Origin of the sequence: Buttiauxella izardii, from assembly GCF_003601925.1 — a bacterium.
Taxonomy (GTDB): domain Bacteria; phylum Pseudomonadota; class Gammaproteobacteria; order Enterobacterales; family Enterobacteriaceae; genus Buttiauxella; species Buttiauxella izardii.
This window is the reverse complement of sequence record NZ_QZWH01000031.1, coordinates 16,957-34,141: the sequence shown is the minus strand read 5'-3', so window position 1 is coordinate 34,141 and position 17,185 is coordinate 16,957. Positions and strand designations below refer to the sequence as shown.

The following is a 17,185-nucleotide window of genomic DNA, read 5'->3' as shown; positions in this document are numbered from 1 at the left end:
TGCCACTGGTTCAGAATGATAATCTCAAACGACAGTCACAAAAAGGTAATCAATGATGACATTCGATTTTGATGAACGTTTAGACCGTCGTCACAGCGACAGTTCGAAATGGAATAAATTTGGCGATGACGTTTTGCCAATGTGGGTCGCCGATATGGATTTTCGCTCCCCGCCTTGTATTCTCGAAGCACTTCATCAGCGCGTGGAACATGGCGTTTTTGGCTACGGTGGACGTCCACAAGAATTAGTGGATGTTGTTGTCGAACGCATGGCCAGCCGTTATCAGTGGCAGATCCAACCTGAATGGATTGTGTTTTTACCGGGCGTTGTCGCGGGGCTGAATTTAAGCGTTCGCGCATTTACCGCCGCCGATGAAACGACGATTGCCCCGACCCCGATTTACCCACCGTTCAGGAAATCCTCCGTGTTTGCTCAGCGTCCACAACTTAATGCGCCCCTTCGCCTTGAGAATGACCGCTGGGTGATGGATTTAGCCGCGCTGGAATCCCAATTCACCGGCAAAGAAAAATTGCTGATGCTGTGTAATCCGCAGAACCCGGGCGGCACGATTTATACCCGCGAAGAGTTACTGCAACAGTTGGCCTTTGCTCAGCGCCACGATCTGATTGTTTGCTCCGACGAAATCCACTGCGATTTGTTGCTTGATCCCGATGCGAAACATATTCCTTTCGCGACTCTGAGCCCAGATGCCGAACAACGCTCCCTCACTCTGTTGTCACCGTCCAAAACGTTCAATATTGCCGGGCTGGGCGCGTCGCTGGCGATTATTCCTGACCCGCAATTACGTAAGCGTTTTAACACTGTGCGCGACGGGATCGTGCCGAGCGTTGACGTACTGGCACTGACAGCGGCAACGGCTGCCTGGCGTGATGGTGAACCGTGGTTGCAGCAACTTTTACCGTACTTGCGCACTAATCGCGACCGCCTGGTGAGTGCTGTGAACGCAATGACGGGACTGACGATGACTTCGCCGCAAGCAACGTATCTCGGTTGGGTGGATGCCAGCGCATTGCCAGTAGAAAACCCGACGCTGTTCTTCCAGAAAGCGGGTTTGGGCTTCTCGCCAGGTGCCGATTTTGGCGAGAAGAAATTCGTGCGGATTAACTTTGGGTGTACATCCGCAACCCTGGAAGAAGCGATTAAACGGATGGACGCCGCAGTAAAATCAGTCAGCTAACTCGCTTGCGACAATCTCTTCAATACTCCACGGATGGAATTTGATGGTGACTTTGCCGTCGGTGACTGCAAGTGTTGGATTTGGCAGGCGCTCGCGTTCACCTTTTGGCGAACTGGTTTTCACCGAAATCCCCGTCTGGCGCAGCCCGGCGTCGGACATCAAATCCAGCGCCCGCGCATTTAAGGTTTCAGGCTCGCCCGGCAGCACAATTTCCACATGCTCCCAGCCTTCGTGCGGATAGCGCTTTTCACCCGGCCATGGCAGTTCCACCACGCTAAATTCCCAGTGCGCCACGCATACTGGCTCGTCGAGTTTAAACAGGCAAATCGGGCGATCGTTAATGATATTTTCCGACAGCAAAGTCCCGCATTTTTCCAGCCCCGCACGCCAGCGTTCAGCCGTTGTATTCTGGTGGCAACGCAAGGAAATGTGATCGGCGTCAAGCGGCGCAATCTCCAAATCAAGCCGGGCGGCAAGTTCTGTTAACGCTTGTGTAAAACGCGGGAGATCCGCTGAAATATCATTCAGTTCTGCAATTGTCTGCCAGTTGGCCATCGCCCTATCCTCTCAAGTCACGAATGGGGGCTAATCTACCTTTTTCACCCCGCATCACCAACACCCGAAACGCCGATCAAGTTCTGAATGGTTATTCACTATACCGTTGATATTAGTTCAGGGCGCGCAGGGCAAGGCTTTTGCTGACTAAGGGGGTTAAATACAGTTATACTTACGCCCTAATTTTATCCCCACGATACGGCTGCTGTAAAAGTCACGGCAGTCTTAAGCAAAAGTAAGGTATCCCGGTGAATATTCAGGCTCTTCTCTCAGATAAAGTCAGTCAGGCACTGATTGCCGCAGGTGCGCCTGCGGATTGCGAACCGCAAGTTCGTCAGTCAGCAAAAGTTCAGTTCGGCGACTATCAGGCCAATGGCGTGATGTCAGTTGCGAAATCACTGGGCAAGCCACCACGACAAGTCGCCGAGTTGGTGATTGCTAATCTGGATTTGACCGGAATTGCCAGCAAAGTCGAAATCGCCGGCCCAGGTTTTATCAATATTTTCCTCGACCCTGCGTTTCTGGCAAAAAATGTCGATGAAGCCGTGGCGTCTGACCGTGTTGGCGTCACCGTTTCTGAACCGAAAACAGTCGTGGTTGATTACTCCGCACCAAACGTGGCGAAAGAAATGCACGTCGGCCATGTGCGCTCCACCATCATCGGTGATGCGGCTGTTCGTACACTTGAGTTCCTCGGCCACAAAGTTATTCGCGCCAACCACGTCGGTGACTGGGGTACGCAGTTCGGGATGCTGATCGCGTATCTCGAAAAACAGCAGCAAGAAAACGCGGGTGAAATGGCGCTGGCTGACCTCGAAGAGTTCTATCGCGCCGCCAAAAAACACTACGACGAAGATGCTGAGTTTGCCGAACGCGCTCGCGCTTACGTGGTGAAACTGCAAGGCGGCGACGAATATTGCCGCACCATGTGGCGCAAACTGGTCGATGTGACCATGACGCAAAACCAAATCACTTATCAGCGCCTGAACGTGACGCTGACCCGTGACGACGTAATGGGTGAAAGCCTCTATAACCCAATGCTGCCGGGCATTGTGGCGGATCTGAAAGCTCAAGGTCTGGCGGTGGAAAGCGAAGGCGCAACGGTTGTATTCCTTGATGAATACAAGAATAAAGAAGGTGAGCCGATGGGCGTCATCATCCAGAAGAAGGATGGCGGCTACCTGTACACCACCACTGATATCGCGTGTGCGAAATATCGCTTTGAGACGCTGCACGCCGACCGCGTGATGTATTTTATCGACTCCCGTCAGCACCAGCACTTGATGCAGGCGTGGACTATCGTGCGTAAAGCCGGTTATGTGCCAGATTCCGTACCGTTAGAACACCACATGTTCGGCATGATGCTGGGCAAAGACGGTAAGCCGTTCAAAACCCGTTCCGGCGGCACCGTTAAACTGACCGATTTGTTGGATGAAGCGCTGGAACGTGCGCGCCGTCTGGTGAGTGAGAAGAACCCGGATATGCCTGCTGATGAATTAGAAGCGCTGGCAAATGCCGTCGGTATCGGCGCGGTAAAATACGCGGATCTGTCCAAGAACCGGACTACCGATTACATCTTCGACTGGGACAACATGCTGGCCTTCGAAGGCAACACCGCGCCGTATATGCAATACGCTTATACCCGCGTGCTGTCTGTGTTCCGCAAAGCCGACATCGACGAAACCGAATTGCTGAAAGCGCCAGTGGTTATCACTGAAGACCGCGAAGCGCAACTGGCTGCACGTCTGCTGCAATTTGAAGAAACGCTGAATGTGGTTGCCCGTGACGGCACGCCGCACATGATGTGTACTTATCTGTACGACGTGGCGGGTCTGTTCTCCGGCTTCTACGAGCATTGCCCGATTCTGACCGCAGACAGTGAAGAAGCGCGTAACAGCCGCCTGAAACTGGCGCTGTTAACGGCGAAAACGTTGAAACTGGGTCTGGATACGCTGGGTATCGAAACCGTAGAGCGTATGTAAAAGTTCTTTCGTAGGTCGGATAAGCGGCTGCGTCATCCGACAAAAACAAAAAGCTCGCCGTAAATGGCGAGCTTTTTTCATTTAATCAACGCACAATTCCCCGCGCCGAGCGCGCAAAAAATCGGTCGAAAAACCCAATCACCGGGAAATCACTTTCCATCACTTTTAACGACCTTTTCACTTCGTCAATCGACAACGCTTCATGGTAAAAACGCGCATAAAGCGTGTGAATCAACGCCTGCTGTTGTTCATCAAGCGCCAGAAACGCCCGGGATTCCACATTCACGCCCAGCGGCTGCGCATGGTTTCCACCTGCCATGACAAACGGCGGCACATCCTGAACCACGCCCGATTGATCGAGAATTTTCACGCCATTGCCAAGCATACAAAACTGATGAATCGCGCACATGAAACCAATTTGCGCGTCATCGTCCAACTCGACATGCCCGGCCAGGCCGCTGTTATCACCAATCTGGGTGTTGTCTCCCAAGACGCAATCGTGCCCAATATGCACACCATTACTAAAGCGGTTGTCATTGCCAATAAGGGTGGAGCCTAAACCCTGCACCGTGCCGCGATGGATCGTCGCATGGTGGCCAATCTGATTGCGGTCACCGATAACCAGTGTCGTCGGCTCACCGGCATATTTAAGATCCTGATTAACTTCGCCAATAGAGGAATATTGGCCAATACGATTGTCACAACCAATGGTTGTCAGCCCGGTAATAACCGAATGAGAACCGATAACGGTTCCCTCTCCAATCACAACACCTGCGGCAATAATACAATACGGTCCGATGCTAACGTGTGCACCAATAATAGCCCCGGATTCTACCAGACTGCTGGCAGCGATACGGGACGCAGAAGAAATGGACAAAGGGTGATCCTGGTGGGGGGAAAGCAACAGCGCGGAGCATAATGAATTGTGCCCTTGAATACTCCTTATTTAATTTCTTATTTTTTGGGAACCATTCAAGAAAAAGAAGCCTGTCTGATTCGACAGGCCTTTTGTGATTAAAAAAGTGCTTATAGATAAATACGCAAATACTCGCCGAGGCACAGAATCGCCATCGCCTGGCCGTAAGGCATGGATGTCAGCGGGATCTGGCGATAAAACTCCAGGTTGCTACCCATTCCTGTACCGAACGAAACCTGCAACAGCTCACCTTCCGGGGAGATGTTTTTCACAATCCCTTTCATGGCTTTCTCGGCAACTTCTGTGTATTGCTTACCAATGTAGCGTTTACGAATACCTTTCAGAATGCCGTAAGCAAATCCCGCCGTGGCGGATGCTTCCAGATACGAATGCGGATCGTCGAGCAGCGTGTGCCAAAGACCGCTGTCGTCCTGGCATTTCGCCAGCGCAGCGACCTGGTTTTCCAGCACTTGCACCAGGTAACGGCGCACCGCATTGTTCTCCGGCAAATCCACCAGTTCGAGGAAATCTGGAATGACGATTGTCAGCCAGCTATTACCCCGCGCCCAACGCGCTTTGGCAAAGTTATGATTACCTTCGTAATTCCAGCCGTGGAACCACAGCCCGCTTTCCCGATCCATTAAATTCTGCACATGCAGCAAGAACTGGTATGTCGCCTCTTCCACATACTCCGGGCGGCCCAGCAATTTGCCGATTTTCGCCAGCGGCAATACCGTCATCATCAGCGTGTCGTCCCACATTTGCTGATGGTTTTCTTCCGCGAGCGTGACATGCTGCATACCGCCGTGTTCGGTGCGCGGCATCTCATACATCGCCCACTCCGCCCAGCTTTCGAGCCACGGCAAATACGACGGGGCGTGCGTTTCTTCGTAGCGATAAGCCAGCGTCAGGAACGGCGCCATGGTATTGACGTTTTTGGTGGTCGCGCCTTCGGCAAAACGGTCGGCAAACCAGCTATCAATAATCTCACACATCTTCTTATCACCGGTCTGGCGATAATACTGATACATACCGTACAAACCGACGCCGTGCGTCCACTCCCAGCCTGCCCAACCTTTGGTATCAATGACTCGTCCGTCATCCAGTCGCAGCAAAAATTGGCCCGTTTCATCCTTAATGTTAATCAGGTTGTCCGTCACCTTGTGGATCAGGGATTTCAACTCATCCCGGGCAATAAAATGCTCCGGCTGGCACAGTAAAGGGCTGTGTTTGACGGGATAGATAATCATTAGCTTAACCTCTGTGATGTATTCGAATTCATTGCAGCAGCCTGTTTTAATGATGGAGCGGCAGGCTTATTACGATTGAGATAACCAATATTGTTGTTGCCCCACAGCGTGTCGTACGGCATTCCCGCCAGCAATTCGACAGTGGCGCGAGCTTCTGGCGTGGTCGCTTCAGGAACCGGACGGCCCGCCGCACGCATCTTCGCGGTTTCTTCACGTAACACGCTGTGAGTTTGCAGATTCAGCTTAAAGCGCAGGGAGACTAAGAAACCGCACGCCAATACCGCGACAGTGCCAAAGCTCAGAATCATCAGAATGGTGTGGCTGACCGCTGGCGGTTGCACGCTCTGGCCGGAAACAAAGCCGGAAAGCTGCATCACGATACCCACTAACATCACCGCACCGGCCTGTGAGGCTTTGCGCGTCAGCGTCATAATCCCGGCAAAGATCCCTTCACGGCGCTGCCCGGTAATCACTTCATCCACGTCCGCAATGTAGGTGTAAGTGTTCCACGGCACATAGTTGATACCGCCACGACCCAGACCGGCGATGGCAGAAACCAGCATCAGCAGCGAGAACACATCGCTTAATCCCGCGTAGTAAAGCACCGCGTAGGAAACAGAGCTCAGGCCAAACAGCACCACCACCATGCGATAAGACGGAGCCGGGCCATATTTAATACACAGCGGGATCATGCCGATCACCGCGATGAATTGCAGAATCGCCATCGTGCCGAGCAGGCTGGACGCCATCGACGCACTTTGCATCAGCACAAACACCACGTAATAAGTAAACACGGCGTTGAACACGTCTTGCGCAATATAACCGCCCAGATACATGCCCAGATGCTGGCGGAAAATTTTCACCCGCAGCGTGGAAGTCAGCTCAACATTCAGGCGCTTCATGCTTTGTGCGAAGGTCAGCGTTTTCTTCTCTTCTTCGGCACGTAATGCGGCTTCTGTCCATTCTGAACGTGGGCGTTCCCAGGTAAAGAACCAGACAAACGTCAGCACAATGGCGCATATCGTGGCGAAGACCAGGCTTGAGTAGAAGAAGGAAATCGCGTTGTCTTTACCGAAGTGGTTTAGCAGAATGCCCGGCAAGAACGCGGCCAGAATCGCCGAAAGCTGCGCCATCGAAATACGTGCGCCAGAGAACTTGGTTTTCTGTTTAAAGTCATCGGTCATTTCTGGAACCAGTGTTTCATACGGCACCAGAATCATGGTGTAGACCACGTCAAAAATTAGATACGTCACCAGGTAATACCAGTAACTCATCTCTCCAACCCACATAAAGCTGTAGCTGAAGACCAAAGGAATACCTAGCAAAATAAAGAACTTACGGCGACCAAAGCGTTTGCCAAGCCAGGTCGAACCGAAGTTATCAGTCAGGAAGCCCATCAACGGGCTAACCACAGCATCCAGCACCCTTGCCATGGCAAAAATGAAGGTTGCTTCAATCGGTGTGAGTCCACAGAAGGTAGTATAAAAATAGAGTAGCCAGGCGGCAGTTAATGCCGTGGTTCCCGCTCCGAGGAAATCACCTGAGCCATAGGCAAGATAATTTGCCAGTCCAATCTTACGTGTTTTCATTGCCGTCAAACCCCGTTGCTTTTGTTATTGGAGATTGCACGTCCCGTGCGTATCGGGCCTGCGAGGAACCTTACAACGTTAAGGTAGAAGGACGGGGCTGATGTTACCTTTCCATTTTTGCCACGGACGGGCGAATGTTGGCAAAATTACAAAGAGTCCCGGCACGGGTGTCACCGATTTATAAAACAAGGGTTCGTTTTTATCAAAAGCAGGGATTGAAAATGAGATCTGGAAGGGAAAAAGCCGCATCAGTCATGCGGCTTTAAGGGTCATTTATAATTCACAATGACCTGATTGCTACGGACTTTTAGCGCCGGGAACAACGCCCCGCCGCCGGGAACTTGCCAGACAAAACGCAGTGGTTCGTTGGCCGCCACATTGGTTAAACCGCGCGTCGTCCCACTCTGCCCTTCTATTTCCACACAGCGCGTCACCGAACACAGCCGGACGTTTAACCCGGCTGGCGTCGGGCCAATCAATTCATAGCGCCAGGCGACCATTGTCATCACACCGCTGACCGGTTGCGACGGTGCCAACACCCGCGAAGAAACCGCTTCACCGCGATGGCTGAGCGTTGCGCCCACACCACTCGCTTGCCACGCGCCCTCACCGCTGGCGTGCGTCACAAAAGGCAATAACATCAGCATAAATAAGCGATTCATTACTTCGCTCCAATAGTCGCAGTCATGCGGATGTTGCGGTTCTCAGAAAGCTCAAGGCTTGAAAGCACCATTAACTGCGGCAAACTGCGGCGTAAGAAACGCGCCAGTAGCGGACGCAATGCGTGGTTGACCAGCAACACTGGCGGCGCGCCGAGCATCTCCTGGCGTTTCAGAGCTTCCGTTGCCTGCTCCAGCAAACGGTCAGCAAGCCCCGGCTCAAGCCCTCCGCCGCCCTGCAATGCCTGTAACAGCAGGCGTTCGAGTGCGGCATCGAGTCCAATTACCTGCACTTCGCCGCTACCCGGGAACCATTGCTGTGTAATCGCGCGCCCCAACGCGACGCGAACCACGGCGGTTAATTCATGAGGATCGTTTTGAATCGGCGCATGTTCCGCGAGAGTTTCTAAAATAGTGCGCATATCGCGAATTGGCACTTTCTCGGCCAGCAGGTTTTGCAGCACTTTATGCAGCGTGGTCAGCGTGACGACGCCCGGCACTAAATCTTCCGTCAGCTTCGGCATTTCTTGCGTCACGCGGTCAAGCAACTGCTGCGCTTCCTGGCGTCCAAACAGTTCCGGCGCAAACTGGCCAATCAGATGGTTGAGATGCGTCGCAACCACGGTACTGGCTTCCACCACCGTAAAGCCCTGAATTTGTGCCTGTTCTTTTAACGCGCTTTCAATCCAGGTGGCAGCAAGGCCAAACGCCGGATCGATGGTCGCTTCGCCCGGCAACGTCCCTGCGGCAGTGCCGGGGTTAATCGCCAGCCAGCGGCCTGGGTAAGCGTCACCGCTGCCAATTTCCACGCCTTTCATCAGAATGCGATAACGCGCTGGCGGCAAATCCATGTTGTCGCGAATGTGTACCACTGGCGGCAAGAACCCCATATCCTGGGCGAACTTCTTGCGGATACTGCGAATACGCCCGAGCAGCTCGCCATCTTGCTGGAAATCGACCATCGGAATCAGGCGATAGCCGACTTCCATTCCCAGTGAGTCTTCGAGCTGAACGTCATTCCAGGTGGCTTCCACCGCCTGCGGGTTTTCCTGTGGTTTGGCGGGTGCCGCCGGCGCCACAGGTTCCGCCATCTGACGACCGCGCATCCACCAGGCCAGCGCCAGCAGTGCGACGGTAAACAGCAGGAACACAAAGTTCGGCATTCCCGGCACCATGCCGAGCAAGCCCAAAACGCCCGCACTGAGCAGCATCACGCGCGGGTTGTTGAACAGTTGGGTCACCATCTGTTCGCCCACGTCCTGGTCAGTCGCCACGCGGGTGACGATAACCCCCGCCGCCGTGGAGATAACCAGCGCCGGGATCTGTGCTACCAGGCCATCACCGATAGTCAACAGCGTGTACGTTTCAGCCGCTGCGCCCACCGCCATATCATGCTGGAGCACACCAACTAATAAACCGCCGATGACGTTGATCGCCATGATCAACAAGCCCGCGACGGCATCGCCGCGCACGAACTTACTGGCACCGTCCATCGAACCGTAAAAATCCGCTTCCTGCGTCACTTCCGAACGGCGTTTTTTCGCTTCTTCTTCACCAATCAGCCCGGCGTTCAAATCGGCATCAATCGCCATCTGTTTGCCCGGCATCCCATCCAGCACAAAGCGCGCGCCCACTTCGGCGATACGCCCGGCACCTTTGGTGATAACCATAAAGTTGATGATGACGAGGATGATAAACACCACGATACCGATGGCGAAATTGCCGCCGACGAGGAAGTGACCGAAGGCTTCGACCACTTTACCTGCCGCCGCGCCGCCGGTGTGGCCTTCCATCAAAATGATACGCGTGGATGCCACGTTCAGCGCCAGGCGCAGCAACGTGGTGAACAGCAAAATGGTTGGGAATGCGGCAAACTCGAGCGTGCGCTGGGTGAACATCGCCACCAGCAGCACCATAATCGACAACGCAATGTTAAAGGTGAACAGTAAATCCAGTACAAACGCGGGCAGCGGAAGCACCATCATCGACAAAATCATCAAGATGAGCACCGGTCCGGCAAGAATCTGCCATTGCCCGGATTTCATACTGGCGGGCAGACGCAGTGTTGCGAGCAAATTAGCCATCGGAGTCCTTCTCGTTTGCAAAGTCCAGCGCTTCTGGTACTGGAAGATTTTCAGGTTTTTTCGGAATCAGGCCGCCAGCCACGCGCCAGCGACGCAGTTGCCAGACCCACGCCAGCACTTCGGCTACGGCGGAGTAAAGTTGCCCAGGAATTTGTTGGCCGATTTCGGCATGGCGATAGAGCGCACGCGCCAGCGGCGGCGCTTCCAGCATCGGAATGCGGTGCTCATTGCCAATCTCACGAATGCGCAATGCCACCAGCCCCGCCCCTTTCGCCAGCACTTTTGGCGCGCTCATTTTGTTTTCGTCATACTGCAACGCCACGGAATAGTGCGTCGGGTTGGTGACAATCACATCGGCTTTGGGCACGTCGGTCATCATGCGGCGGCGAGCGGCAGCGCGCTGTTGCTGGCGAATACGGCCTTTTACGTGCGGGTCGCCTTCTTGCTGCTTGAATTCGTCGCGAATATCCTGGCGGCTCATGCGCAATTTTTTCAGGTTGCTGAAAATCTGGAAGAACACGTCAAAACCGACCATCGGCGTCAGACCCAGAACAATCAACAAACCGCAGACGGCCACCATATTGAGCGCGTGTCCCAATGCCGCCAGCGGCGGTTCGCTCATCAGGCGCATCATTTCCGGCCATTTGTGCAGCAGATACCAAACGGTCACGCTGCCCACCAGAATCGCTTTCAGGAAGGCTTTGAGTAACTCGGCTCCGGCCTGGGCAGAAAACATTCTTCCTAAGCCCGCAATCGGATTCATTTTGCTGAATTTGAACTGAATTGATTTGCCGCTAAACAACAGGCCACCCAGCAACATCGGTGCCGCAATCGCCACAATCACCAGCCCCATAATCAGCGGCAGCAGCGCCCAGACCGCCTGTTTGATAAGCAGGCTGATTTGGCTGACGATAAGATTCGGGTCGTTAATAATGCTGTGGTCAAAATGCAAACCCGCCGACAACATGGCCGCCAGTTGTCGCCCCAGAGGTTCACCGCCAAGCCAGATAATGCTGATACCCACCAGCAGCATGAGCAGTGAAGTCAATTCGCGGGATCGGGGAATCTGCCCATCTTCACGTGCTTTTTCAAGTCGGTGGGGTGTGGGGGCTTCTGTTTTATCGTCGTCGCTTTCTTCTGACACCGCAACAATCTCGTGGCCGCAATTACCAGCACAGCATGCCAGAGAGGGATAAAGTTAATGGGGGGAAAACGAGGGAGTTTAGGGGTTTGTTTATGGATTCACATCCGACATAATCTTCGAAGTAGTGAGTTTCATTAACTTACATGAAAATTTTCGAGACGCGCCTAAAGATTGAAAAAGCAATGAACTATCAACTTTTCAGCCAAAGACCTCTCTGCTACTTTCTTTGCATCAGGAATGACTAATAAACAATTAAAGGATTAAAAATGCAGTGGAGTCAATGACTAAACAGTTCTCGGCGTAAAGACAGCAATAGTGCCAATGCTGAATCAAGCCCTTCAGAAACAGCAGGTGGAAGGCAAGAAATTGAACGCGATTATGACCGCATTTTATTTGCCGCCCCAACCCGAAGACTTGCAGATAAAACCCAAGTTTTTCCTCTGGATAAAAATATTACTGATCTTATTTCAGTCAGCAAAGGGAAGACTCTGTGCAAGGCTTTAAAGAAATTTGACCAAAATCGTGCGTTGTATCAGACTTTAAAAAAACTTAACGTTTCTAGCTTTGCAGAAAATAAATTTGGGGGATTCAGGTTAACTCATTCTCGTATGGATTTCGATATATGGAGCTTAGAAGATACCTGGGCTTTTAGAGAAGATATTATTTCTTTACATAACATAGATAGTTTGTTGCATACTACGTTAATGACATGGGATGCAGTGATTTATGACATTCAAGAAAAAAGAATAATCACCCCCCAAATTATTTACAAGATTTAATTAACCGTCGATTGGATATTGTTTTAGAAAAAAATCCTAATGAAAAAGGTTCTGTTGTTAAAATCATTAGAACTATTTACGGAAAAAACGTAGAAATATTAGGAGGAAAACTGTGTGAATTCCTTAAAATTAACCTACCAAAATACAGCAGTGAGATTTTGATGAGCTATGAACAAACCAATTTTGAGAGCAACTTAATCAGTACTATGCGAATAGAGAAATTGATTCATTTACTTGAAAAGAGTCAACAAGGTGAAGACATTTCCATAATTAATCATAAAAAAAATAATACCCGGCACTATAAATACTTCGGCGAGTAAAATATGACATTTATTGGTTTTATTATCGAAGGATTGAACTAAGTAAAAATCGCGCTGCATCCAACTACAGGTACAGCGCATAAATACTAAAAACCTAAACTATCCAGCAAATCATCAACCTGATCCTGGCTTGCCACCACGCCCGCCGCACTGGCGTTCATTTGTGGGCCATTTAACAAGCTGTCCGCCGGGCGTTTCGCTCTTGCATCCAGCTCCGGCATGTTCTCCATTAACACCATCAATAACTGGCGTTCAATTTCCTGGATAACATCCATCATGCGCTTGATGACCTGGCCGGTTAAATCCTGGAAATCCTGCGCCATCATGATTTCCAGCAGCTGGGCGTTGGTGAAACTGGTGTGTGACGGTACGCCAGAAAGATAACTGCGCGTGTCAGTCACCAGTTCTTTGGCATCCGCCAGCTCGATTGGGTTTTCGAACCAGGCATCCCAGCGGCCATTCAGCGCTTTGGCCTCGGACTCGAGTTTGTTCTGATGCGGTTGCGCCAGCTCCACGCAGTTGAGTGCGCGTTCGGCGGCCTGCGCGGTCATCTGCACCACATAGTCCAGGCGGTCGCGGGCGTCAGGAATGGCTTCCGCCGCTTCGGCAATCGCTTGATCCAGGCCCAGCTCGCGCAGGCTGTCACGCAGCATACGGGTCAGGCTGCCTATCCGAACGATGATATCGCCGGTTGAATGTAACTCTGACGCGGGATTTGTCGATGAGTGCATGAGCCTCTCCTTACATGCCGAGCTTTTCGAAGATTTTGTTTAATTTCTCTTCAAGTGTCGCCGCAGTAAATGGTTTAACGACATAGCCACTCGCCCCCGCCTGCGCTGCGGCAATAATGTTTTCTTTCTTCGCTTCCGCCGTCACCATCAGCACCGGCATCGCCGCCATTCCGCCGTCGGCACGAATGGTTTTCAGTAATTCCAGACCGTCCATGTTCGGCATGTTCCAGTCGGAAATCACAAAACCAAAGCCGCCGCCGTTGAGTTTGTTCAGCGCATCAACGCCATCTTCCGCTTCTTCAACATTGTTGAAACCCAGCTCTTTTAACAGGTTACGGACAATGCGACGCATGGTAGAGAAATCGTCCACCACCAAAAATTTGAGTTCTTTATCTGCCATTTATAGAGTTCCTTCGGTTAAATACGTATTGCCTGTCCGGCACTAATTTTCATCAACATCTGTTGACTGATTTCGCTTAAATCGACCACTTCGCTAACGCCACCACTGCTAATGGCCTCGCGCGGCATGCCGAACACCACACAACTTGCTTCGTTTTGGGCGATAGTCCATGCCCCGGCTTTATGCATTGCCAGCATCCCGGCGGCACCGTCATTCCCCATTCCGGTGAGGATCACGCCCACGGCATTGCGCCCGGCGAATTTCGCAACAGAATGGAACAGCACATCCACCGCCGGGCGATGCCGGTTCACGGGCGGGCCGTCATGAATTTTGATTTGGTAGTTCGCCCCGCTGCGGGCAAGTTCCATATGTTTATCGCCCGGCGCGATATACGCGTGTCCTGGCAAAACGCGTTCGCCGTCTTCGGCCTCTTTCACCGCGATCTGGCACAGTTTATTGAGGCGTTCAGCAAACGAGCGCGTAAAACCTGGCGGCATATGCTGGGTGATTAACACCGCCGGGCTGGAAAGCGGCAGCGGTTGCAGCACATGGCGAATCGCCTCGGTGCCGCCGGTTGACGCACCAATGGCGATTAATTTTTCCGAGCTTAAAAGCGGCCCCGCTTTAATGGCCATCGGTGCAGCAACCGGCGCACGCGCTGCCAGTTTCGCCTTCGCAGCAGTGCGCACTTTTTCGGCGATAGTTTCGCTGTACGCCAGCATCCCTTCGCGAATGCCCAACTGCGGCTTGGTGACAAAATCAATCGCCCCCAATTCCAGCGCTCGCAGCGTCACTTCAGAGCCTTTTCCGGTGAGCGACGAAACCATCACCACCGGCATCGGGCGCAGACGCATCAGTTTTTCGAGGAAATCCAGCCCGTCCATGCGCGGCATTTCCACATCGAGCGTCAGCACGTCCGGGTTAAATTTCTTAATCAAATCCCGCGCCACCAAAGGATCTGGCGCGGTCGCCACCATTTCCATGTCGTCGTGGCTGTTCACAATTTCTGTCATGATCTGGCGCATCAGGGCGGAATCATCGACACACAGCACGGTTATTTTTGTCATGACCTTTCCTTACTCAGTCCGTACACGGTCTGCCCGCGCAGCAAAAATTCCCGGCTGAGATGACTGAAGTTTTCTGAGTGCCCGGCAAACAGCAATCCGCCCGGTTTCAGCAGCGGCACAAAGCGCTGCAAAATCTGTTGCTGCGTTGCTTTATCAAAATAAATCATCACATTGCGGCAAAAAATGGCATCAAACGGGCCGGGGATCGGCGCTTGTTTATCCAGCAAATTGATCGGCGCAAATTCCATGTGAGTGGACAGTTCGTTACGCACCCGTACCAGCCCGTCATGCGGCCCGGTGCCGCGCAGGAAATAACGCTGCATCTGTACTGGCGACAGCGTTTTTAACTCATCCTGGCGATACACGCCGCTCCGGGCTTTCTCCAGCACTTGTGTGTCGATGTCGCTGGCGAACACTTTCCAGCGCCCCGGTGCCGTGCCGATAACATCCGCCAACGTAATAGCGATGGAATACGGCTCTTCCCCGGTAGACGCCGCCGCACTCCAGACTTTGTACTCACCGCTGCGTTTACGCGCATGTTCAGCGAGTATCGGAAAGTGATGTCCTTCGCGAAAAAACGCCGTCAGGTTGGTGGTCAGGGAATTAATGAACGCCTGCCATTCGGCATTGCTGCCGTTGGCTTCCAGCATGCTCAGGTAATGCCCAAAATCCTCCAGCCCGAGGGTGCGCAAACGGCGCACCAGGCGGTTGTAAACCATGTCGCGTTTGTGATCGGCCAGCACAATCCCTGCGCGCTGGTAGATCAACTGGCATATCCGACGAAAATGCGTGTCGGACAGCGGTAGACGCTGTGTCATCTGTAACATTAATGACGTTTGCCCGTTGGGCAGTGGTGATGTCATAGCGTCTTCTCAATTACTTTCAGGAGGTGGCGAGCACCCCGTTGGTGACTAAATCTCTGGCGGTATCTTCGCTTGCAATACTTTCCAGATTAAATACGGCGACCACGCCGCTTAGATGTTCGGCCTGGTTTGCCAGCGCATCGGTCGCGGCGGCTGCCTCTTCCACCAGCGCGGCGTTCTGTTGGGTAACTTGATCCATTTGGCTGACGGCCTGTGCAACCTGCTCGATACCACGACGTTGTTCGTCAGACGCAGAAGCGATTTCGCCCATGATGTCGTTCACCTGCGTGACCGAACGGACGATCTCCGCCATGGTAGTGGCGGCGGTATCAACCAGTTGCGAGCCTTGCTGCACGCGGTTCACCGACTCTTCAATCAGCACTTTGATCTCTTTTGCCGCCTGCGCACTGCGCTGTGCGAGGTTACGCACTTCGCCTGCAACCACCGCAAAACCACGCCCCTGTTCACCGGCACGAGCGGCTTCGACGGCGGCGTTCAGCGCCAGGATGTTGGTCTGGAAAGCGATGCCATCAATCACGCTGGTGATATCGCCGATTTTCTTCGAGCTTCCGGCGATGTCGTGCATGGTGCGGGCGACGTTGGCGGCCTGTTGCCCGCCCTGCTGCGCGGTGTCGGCGGCGGTGCGGGAAAGCTGCGCGGCCTGGCGCGCGTTGTCGGCGTTCTGGCTGACGGTGGCCGTTAACTGCTCCATGCTGGCGGCGGTTTCAGCCAGTGATGCAGCCTGTTGTTCGGTGCGTGAAGAAAGATCGTTGTTACCCGCGGCAATTTCAGCAATGCCGGTGTGCATCGCGCTGCTGCCCTGGCGAACCTGCGCCACGGTTTCTTTGAGTTCCTGCTGCATGTTTTTCAGGCTGCGGAAAATCTCAGAGATTTCGTTACGTCCATACACGCTGATCGGGCGGGCTAAATCCCCAGCGGCGATATGTTCAAAGTGGCTGCGCACGATTTCCAGCGGCTGCACCAGCATTCTGCGCGACCACATAATCGAGCCAATCAGCATCAGAATGGCAATCACCGTTACGCTGGCAAAAATCACCGCCGAGATCTGGTAGTTCAGTTTGCTGTCAGCACTCGACGCCGCCACGGTGTCATTAATGCTCTGTTGCCAGGCATTAAAATAGGCGTCAAAAATATCCTGTGATTTCTGAATCGGTGCGCTGAGGAAATCCGAAAGCTGATTGCTTTCCAGCCAGGTCGCCTGATGCTGTAAGTCATCCCGATAAGCGGCGTAACTTTGCTTAGTCGATACCACCATATCCTCGCCTTCTTTATTTAAAGGCGGGATTTCCAGAAACTGGTTAAACAGCATGTCCGCTTGTTTCAGGCTGCCACGGGCATTCGCCATCAGACGTTTAATATCTTCTGGCGGATAACTGAGCGCGGTTAACGTTCCTGCGCGGCTCAACGCGGTGCTGGCCTGCAACAATGCTGCGCGGCTTTGCGTTAAGGTGTCGCGCTGCTGGTTTCCGACTTCAACCATTTTTAGATTCTGAAAATCATCCCTGAATGCCCAAAAGGACAGTCCATTACTACCAATCTGCAGCACGCCGCAGACGATCAAGATTAACAAAAGCGTGGTCGAAATTCGGATACGGTTGAACATCACAGCCCCTCTGCCGGCACGTCT

General features: G+C 52.9%; 14 protein-coding genes. 2 read left to right on the top strand and 12 right to left on the bottom strand.

What is annotated here, in order from left to right; translation table 11 throughout:
• Window positions 1-55 precede the first annotated feature (55 nt).
• Window positions 56-1,198 (top strand): MalY/PatB family protein, encoded by a 1,143-nt coding sequence (locus D6029_RS14260; protein ID WP_120065388.1) that lies wholly within the window; start codon window positions 56-58, stop codon window positions 1,196-1,198.
• Here D6029_RS14260 and D6029_RS14255 read toward each other — a convergent pair.
• Window positions 1,187-1,753 carry a VOC family protein gene (locus tag D6029_RS14255; protein WP_120065387.1) on the bottom strand — a complete coding sequence of 189 codons (567 nt, stop codon included), beginning with the start codon at window positions 1,751-1,753 and terminating at the stop codon, window positions 1,187-1,189. The two genes, D6029_RS14260 and D6029_RS14255, sit on opposite strands and share 12 nt — an antisense overlap.
• A gap of 248 nt (window positions 1,754-2,001) precedes the next feature.
• Here D6029_RS14255 and argS point away from each other — a divergent pair, with 248 nt between their 5' ends.
• Window positions 2,002-3,735 carry an arginine--tRNA ligase gene (gene argS, locus D6029_RS14250; RefSeq protein WP_120065386.1) on the top strand — a complete coding sequence of 578 codons (1,734 nt, stop codon included), beginning with the start codon at window positions 2,002-2,004 and terminating at the stop codon, window positions 3,733-3,735.
• An 85-nt stretch (window positions 3,736-3,820) separates the two neighbouring features.
• Here argS and lpxA read toward each other — a convergent pair whose 3' ends face one another.
• From lpxA to D6029_RS14185, 11 genes are all read right to left on the bottom strand, one after another.
• Entirely contained in the window at window positions 3,821-4,612 is a 792-nt protein-coding gene (gene lpxA, locus D6029_RS14245; RefSeq protein WP_120065385.1) for an acyl-ACP--UDP-N-acetylglucosamine O-acyltransferase, read from the bottom strand.
• A gap of 149 nt (window positions 4,613-4,761) precedes the next feature.
• Window positions 4,762-5,901, bottom strand: a complete 1,140-nt coding sequence (gene bglB, locus D6029_RS14240) for a beta-galactosidase BglB (protein WP_120065384.1) — start codon at window positions 5,899-5,901, stop codon at window positions 4,762-4,764.
• Entirely contained in the window at window positions 5,901-7,490 is a 1,590-nt protein-coding gene (locus D6029_RS14235) for an MFS transporter (protein ID WP_120065383.1), read from the bottom strand. The genes bglB and D6029_RS14235 overlap by 1 nt, the downstream gene beginning before the upstream one ends.
• Before the next feature lie 269 nt (window positions 7,491-7,759).
• Entirely contained in the window at window positions 7,760-8,152 is a 393-nt protein-coding gene (gene flhE / locus D6029_RS14230; protein ID WP_120065382.1) for a flagellar protein FlhE, read from the bottom strand.
• Window positions 8,152-10,233 (bottom strand): flagellar biosynthesis protein FlhA, encoded by a 2,082-nt coding sequence (gene flhA, locus D6029_RS14225; RefSeq protein WP_120065381.1) that lies wholly within the window; start codon window positions 10,231-10,233, stop codon window positions 8,152-8,154. Before flhA ends, flhE begins: the two co-directional genes overlap by 1 nt.
• Complete coding sequence (flhB, locus tag D6029_RS14220; protein ID WP_120065380.1) at window positions 10,226-11,377, bottom strand: flagellar biosynthesis protein FlhB; 1,152 nt, start codon at window positions 11,375-11,377, stop codon at window positions 10,226-10,228. Before flhB ends, flhA begins: the two co-directional genes overlap by 8 nt.
• Window positions 11,378-12,562: 1,185 nt before the next feature.
• A complete protein-coding gene (cheZ, locus tag D6029_RS14205) occupies window positions 12,563-13,207 on the bottom strand; it encodes a protein phosphatase CheZ (protein ID WP_120065378.1) in 645 nt (214 codons plus the stop codon).
• 10 nt (window positions 13,208-13,217) lie between these two features.
• The gene (gene cheY, locus D6029_RS14200; protein WP_034496057.1) at window positions 13,218-13,607 is read right to left on the bottom strand and encodes a chemotaxis response regulator CheY; all 390 of its coding nucleotides are present in this window, start codon (window positions 13,605-13,607) and stop codon (window positions 13,218-13,220) included.
• A 17-nt stretch (window positions 13,608-13,624) separates the two neighbouring features.
• Window positions 13,625-14,674: a protein-glutamate methylesterase/protein-glutamine glutaminase gene (locus D6029_RS14195; protein WP_120065377.1), complete on the bottom strand. Its 1,050-nt coding sequence runs from the start codon at window positions 14,672-14,674 to the stop codon at window positions 13,625-13,627.
• A complete protein-coding gene (gene cheR / locus D6029_RS14190) occupies window positions 14,671-15,537 on the bottom strand; it encodes a protein-glutamate O-methyltransferase CheR (RefSeq protein WP_120065376.1) in 867 nt (288 codons plus the stop codon). The genes D6029_RS14195 and cheR overlap by 4 nt, the downstream gene beginning before the upstream one ends.
• Before the next feature lie 19 nt (window positions 15,538-15,556).
• A complete protein-coding gene (locus D6029_RS14185; protein WP_120065375.1) occupies window positions 15,557-17,161 on the bottom strand; it encodes a methyl-accepting chemotaxis protein in 1,605 nt (534 codons plus the stop codon).
• Window positions 17,162-17,185 lie beyond the last annotated feature (24 nt).